Genomic DNA, 4,743 nt, shown 5'->3' with positions numbered 1-4,743 from the left:
GGCGGGGAGGGGCGGCAGTTGCGGCTGGGCGGCGGGACGCGTCGGCGGTCGCGGCCGGGTGGTGGGGCTCGTCGGCGGTAGCGGCCGGGTGGCGGGGCTCGTCGGCGGTCGCGGCCGGGCGGTGGGGCCCCTCGGCGGTAGAGGCTGGGCGAGCGTCCGGGGAGTAGTGGGCATTGCCGCGCCGAGGGTGAACCTTCGGCGTTCCGATGGCTCCCGGGAACTCCCCCGCACGCGGCCTTCGTTGTGGCCCACCGGGGGGCCCACCCATCCCCTAGGGAAACCGTTCGACCCGCCTCAGGGTTACCTCCGGGTCCCTCTCAGGGATCACCCCGGGGTTGCGCTCCCCCTGCGGGTGGAGGTGACGAACGGGATATTTCAACCCGCGGGTTGATCCGCTCGGGGTGGTGGGGCGGGCACGCTGGGGGACATGAGCAGCGTGAGCTACACCACACCGTCCCTGTCCGCTTCGTCCCTCGCCTCTTCCCTCTCGCCCTCGCGTCTCGCCGCGCCCGCCGTCGCGGCGGGGCGGCGCGGTCTCGGCGGTTCGCTGCGCGCGCTGCGGGCCTTCGCCACGGCCGCCTGCGAGGTCGCGGTGCTCGGTACGTACGACGAGCGGGCCGGCGTCGCGCCACGCCTGCGGCACCTCGCGGAGAGCGCGCCCGAGGACCACCGCACATGAGGGGGACCGTACGGGCGCTGCTCCGCCGCCTGACCGGGGGCGGCAGCGGGACTCCCGAAGACGCCCCGACGCCGGAGCGGCGTGGCCGGGCGGTCGCCTGCGCTCCGCCCGGCCGGTCGCGGGCCGGCTCAGCTCTCCTTCGACAGCTCGTCCGCGTCCACGATGCGGTACGCGTAGCCCTGTTCGGCGAGGAAGCGCTGCCGGTGCGCGGCGAAGTCCTGGTCGATCGTGTCGCGCGCGACGACCGAGTAGAAGCGCGCCTCGTGCCCGTCCGCCTTCGGCCGCAGCACCCGGCCGAGCCGCTGTGCCTCCTCCTGCCGGGAGCCGAAGGTCCCGGAGACCTGGATGGCGACCGTCGCCTCGGGCAGGTCGATGGAGAAGTTGGCGACCTTGGAGACGACGAGCACGGAGATCTCGCCCTCACGGAAGGCGTTGAACAGCTTCTCGCGCTGCGCGTTGCTCGTCTCGCCCTTGATCACGGGCGCGTCCAGCTCGGCGCCCAGCTCGTCCAGCTGGTCGATGTACTGGCCGATCACGAGGGTCTGTTCCCCCTGGTGCTGCCGCACCAGCTCCCGCGTCACGCGCTGCTTGCTCGGCGTCGTGGCACAGAAGCGGTACTTCTCCTCGGTCTCGGCCGTCGCGTAGGCGAGACGTTCCGACTCGGTGAGATTGACCCGTACCTCGACGCAGTCCGCCGGGGCGATGTACCCCTGCGCCTCGATCTCCTTCCACGGCGCGTCGAATCGCTTGGGCCCGATGAGCGAGAAGACATCGGACTCGCGGCCGTCCTCGCGCACCAGTGTCGCCGTGAGCCCGAGCCTCCGCCGGGCCTGGAGGTCGGCGGTGAACTTGAAGACGGGCGCGGGCAGCAGGTGCACCTCGTCGTAGACGATGAGGCCCCAGTCCCGCGAGTCGAACAGCTCCAGGTGCGGGTAGACGCCCTTCCGCTTCGTCGTCAGCACTTGGTAGGTGGCGATGGTGACGGGCCGGATCTCCTTCTTCGTCCCGCTGTACTCGCCGATCTCGTCCTCGGTGAGCGAGGTGCGCTTGACCAGCTCGTGCTTCCACTGGCGGGCGGAGACGGTGTTCGTGACGAGGATCAGCGTCGTGGCCTTCGCCTCGGCCATCGCGCCCGCGCCGACGAGCGTCTTGCCGGCCCCGCAGGGCAGGACGACGACGCCGGAGCCGCCGTGCCAGAAGTTGTCCACGGCCTGCTTCTGGTACGGGCGCAGGGACCAGCCGTCCTGCGCGAGGTCGATGGAGTGCGCCTCCCCGTCGACGTAGCCGGCGAGGTCCTCGGCCGGCCAGCCGAGCTTCAGCAGGGTCTGCTTGATCTGCCCGCGCTCGGAGGGGTGCACGGCGACGGTGTCCGCGTCGATGCGCTGCCCGACCAGCGGCTGGACGCGCTTGGAGCGCAGGATCTCTTCGAGCACCGGGCGGTCGGTGGTGCTCAGCACCAGGCCGTGGGTGGGGTGCTTGTGGAGGCTGAGCCGCCCGTAGCGGGCCATGGTCTCGGCGATGTCCACGAGGAGCGCGTGGGGGACCGGGTAGCGGGAGTACTCGACGAGCGCGTCCACGACCTGCTCGGCGTCGTGACCGGCCGCGCGGGCGTTCCACAGGCCGAGGGGGGTGATCCGGTAGGTGTGGATGTGTTCCGGGGCGCGTTCGAGTTCGGCGAAGGGGGCGATGGCCCGGCGGCACGCGTCCGCGCGCTCATGGTCGACTTCGAGCAGCAGAGTCTTGTCGCTCTGCACGATCAGGCAGGACACGCATACCTCCGTGGGCGGGATCGTCCCTCCGTGGGCGGGGATCGTCCGATGACTCGGCCGGGCGTCCGGCGCGCGACGAGTGCCGCACCGCGCACGGCGCCGCCGCGGGCCGGTCGTGGAACCCCTGCGGAGCCCTGTCCCTGCCGTGGCAGCGTCTGCGCGCGAAACAAGGAAGTCTACCTCCGTGCGCTTCCCGGCCGCCGGGCCTCGGGGCACGGAGGTGGGCGGGATCACGCGCCGTGCTCACATCGCGGCGTCGGTGCGGCGTGCTCACTGGGCGGTGCCGGCGAGGAGCCAGCGCAGCGTGCGCACCTCCAGGAGAACGCGCGCGCCCGCGCGGGGGCGCGGCTCCGTGACGTCCCAGTCGTACTTCTGGCGGAAAGCCGCGACGATCTCCGGCGGGAACGGTGTCGCCAGCACGCGTGCCGTGCCCTCGGCGACGAGGGGATGGTCGCCGTCCTCCAGGGCGAGGGAGATCCTGGGCGTCCTGCGGATGTTGCGCACCTTGACCGCGCGCTCGTCGCTGCCGATCCACCAGCGGTCGCGGAGGTGCACGAACCACACGGGGGCCACGTGCGAGGTGCCGTCCGGGCGCACGGTGCACAGCCACACGTTGCGTTCGCGGGCGAGCCGGGACGCGGCCTCGGCGTCCGGTACCGGGAGCGTGTGCGGGGTCGCGCCGGGCTCCGGCGCGTCCGGCTCCGATGCGTCCGGTTGCGAGGGCTGGGGGTTCGGGGCGGCCTCCGTGCTCTGCTGCGGGAGGGCGTCGGAGGGCTCGGCCGCCGAGGGCGTTCCGGGGGTGTCCTGGTGTGCGTTCACCGTCCCATCGCAGCACTTCTGCCCCTTCCCGCACATCGGTCGCGGGGCGGGGTGTCGCCTCGGTCCCGGGACGGAGTGGGGACCGGGCGCATGGCGGCAACCGCCGTGTGTGGGGGAGCCGTTGGGGTAAGCGGCCGGTATGACGAGGGCTGGGCGGGACGAGCGGGCGAAGCCGGACGCGGGGTCCGGGACGGCGGCACGGCACGGGGGGTGGCGGGCGGCGTGGCCGGGACGGTCGCGTCGGGCCTCCGTACCGCCGCCGGTGGAGCCGGCCGTCACGGCTCCCGAGGGTGCCGCGGCGGACAACGCCGTGGTGGTGCGCAGGTCGTGGGGGCGGGCGCTGCTGCTCGGGCTGACGATGGTGGTGGCATTCCTGCTGCTCGTGGCGTTCTCGGCGGTGCTCGCGAAACTGACGCTCACCCCCTCGCCGGCCTCGGACGGCCTCGCGGGCTCGAACCTGCGCCCGGGGCACTCGCTGCGGCAGTACGCGGAGGAGTACACGTTCCTCGCGGCGTGCAAGCAGGTCGGCGGGAACCTGCTGCTCGGGGCCCCCTTCGGGGTCCTGCTGCCGCTCCTCGTGCCGCGCAGGCTGCGCCTGGTGCGGGTCTTCGTCGTGACGCTCCTGGTCATGTCGCTGGTCGAGCTCGCGCAGGGAGCGGTGATCGAGGGCCGGGCCTTCGACGTGGACGACGTCATCCTGAACACGGCGGGGGCGCTGCTCGGGTACGCGTTCCTCGGCCGCCGCCTGTCCCGCTCGCTCCGGCGCCGCACGGACCCCCGCCCGTCCCGCGCCCGCCGCATCCGGAAGCCGGCCGCCCCGTGGCGGGCGACCGGCCCGCGACAGAAGTCCGGTCCGCGACCGGTGACCGCGACGGAGCCGCGGTCCCTGGCGAAGCCCGCGGCAGCTCCCGCCGGCCCCGGTCGGCTCGCCCGCCTGCGCGCGTCGACGGCCCGTGTCCTCCCGAACCGTCGCGGTACCGAGCCGAAAGCGGAGCCGAAACCGAAGACGGGACTCTCCGGCCCCGCCGCCTGACGGGACCGGGTGCCCCCGGGAAGGCGGGCGAGCCGCGAGACCCGCGCGGGCAGCGCACACCGGTGCGGTCGGGTGCTTCGGCGAACCCTGAGCGGCCTGGGCCAGGGCGGCCTGGGCCAGGGCGGCCTGGGCCAGGGCGATCCGGGCCAGGGCGGTCCGGGCCAGGGCCGTTCCGGCCGGGGTGGCCCCGCCTGCTGTCAGCCCCCGCCCTGGCCCGAGGCCGGCGTCGGTGCGCCCTCCGTCGGGGCGGGGATCTCGGCGACGCCGGTGATGCGGTGCAGGGGGTAGGTGCGCAGTTCCTCGGCGGTGTGGTCGTAGGCGGTGACGAAACCGCCCTCGACGCGGACCGGGGCGATGAGCCGGCGATCGGCCGCGCCCTCCGTGTCGATGTAGCCGATCCACACCGACTCGCCCGTCAGCACGGCGTTCTGGAGGGTGACGAG

5 protein-coding genes are annotated in these 4,743 nt (G+C 73.9%); 2 read left to right on the top strand and 3 right to left on the bottom strand.

What is annotated here, in order from left to right; translation table 11 throughout:
• The first annotated feature begins 427 nt into the window (after nt 1-427).
• On the top strand, nt 428-679 hold the full coding sequence (locus tag G3I42_RS09845) for a hypothetical protein (RefSeq protein ID WP_164284354.1): 252 nt from the start codon (nt 428-430) through the stop codon (nt 677-679).
• A 128-nt stretch (nt 680-807) separates the two neighbouring features.
• Here G3I42_RS09845 and G3I42_RS09840 read toward each other — a convergent pair whose 3' ends face one another.
• Together G3I42_RS09840 and G3I42_RS09835 are read right to left on the bottom strand one after the other, a co-directional pair.
• A complete protein-coding gene (locus G3I42_RS09840; protein ID WP_164284352.1) occupies nt 808-2,448 on the bottom strand; it encodes a DNA repair helicase XPB in 1,641 nt (546 codons plus the stop codon).
• A 270-nt stretch (nt 2,449-2,718) separates the two neighbouring features.
• Nucleotides 2,719-3,267, bottom strand: a complete 549-nt coding sequence (locus G3I42_RS09835; protein WP_164284350.1) for a pyridoxamine 5'-phosphate oxidase family protein — start codon at nt 3,265-3,267, stop codon at nt 2,719-2,721.
• 358 nt (nt 3,268-3,625) lie between these two features.
• On the opposite strand from G3I42_RS09835, the gene G3I42_RS09830 reads away from it, so the two are divergent.
• Nucleotides 3,626-4,300: a VanZ family protein gene (locus G3I42_RS09830; protein ID WP_164284356.1), complete on the top strand. Its 675-nt coding sequence runs from the start codon at nt 3,626-3,628 to the stop codon at nt 4,298-4,300.
• A 197-nt stretch (nt 4,301-4,497) separates the two neighbouring features.
• On the opposite strand, the gene G3I42_RS09825 is transcribed toward G3I42_RS09830, so the two are convergent.
• The coding region (locus tag G3I42_RS09825) for a WYL domain-containing protein (RefSeq protein WP_164284348.1) at nt 4,498-4,743 on the bottom strand (246 nt) is incomplete at its 5' end.

Origin of the sequence: Streptomyces sp. SID11385 (assembly GCF_010548245.1) — a bacterium.
Classification (GTDB): domain Bacteria; phylum Actinomycetota; class Actinomycetes; order Streptomycetales; family Streptomycetaceae; genus Streptomyces.
This window is presented reverse-complemented; position numbering and strand designations above follow the sequence as displayed.

Excerpts from the sequence above, each read along its gene's own strand:
- G3I42_RS09830 (WP_164284356.1), top strand. The coding sequence starts at position 3,626 with ATGGTGGTGGCATTCCTGCTGCTCGTGGCGTTCTCGGCGGTGCTCGCG.
- G3I42_RS09845 (WP_164284354.1), top strand. The coding sequence starts at position 428 with ATGAGCAGCGTGAGCTACACCACACCGTCCCTGTCCGCTTCGTCCCTC.